At 56.4% G+C, this 291-nt stretch carries 1 rRNA gene; it reads right to left on the bottom strand.

Features of this window, described 5'->3' with window-relative positions:
• A 5S ribosomal RNA gene (gene rrf / locus OO70_RS50960) occupies positions 1-108 on the bottom strand; the annotation flags it as partial.
• Positions 109-291 lie beyond the last annotated feature (183 nt).

Raw genomic sequence — 291 nt, 5'->3', positions numbered from 1 at the left:
CGTCCTACTCTCCCACAGGGTCCCCCCTGCAGTACCATCGGCGCTGTAAGGCTTAGCTTCCGGGTTCGGAATGTAACCGGGCGTTTCCCTCACGCTATGGCCACCGAAACCCTAATGGTTTCGAGCGAACAAGCACACTTTTCTGTTGTGTGGTTCAAGCTCTAGCCGACAACTGTTCGTTGTCTCAGAACTAACACAGTGGACGCGAGCAACTGAGGACAAGCCCTCGGCCTATTAGTACCGGTCACCTCCAGCGGTTACCCGCCTTCCAGATCCGGCCTATCAACCCAG

The sequence above is a fragment of the Streptomyces xylophagus genome (genome assembly GCF_000716435.1).
GTDB lineage: Bacteria > Actinomycetota > Actinomycetes > Streptomycetales > Streptomycetaceae > Streptomyces > Streptomyces xylophagus.
The sequence above is the reverse complement of the archived record's forward strand: the minus strand, read 5'-3'. Positions and strand labels throughout refer to the sequence as shown.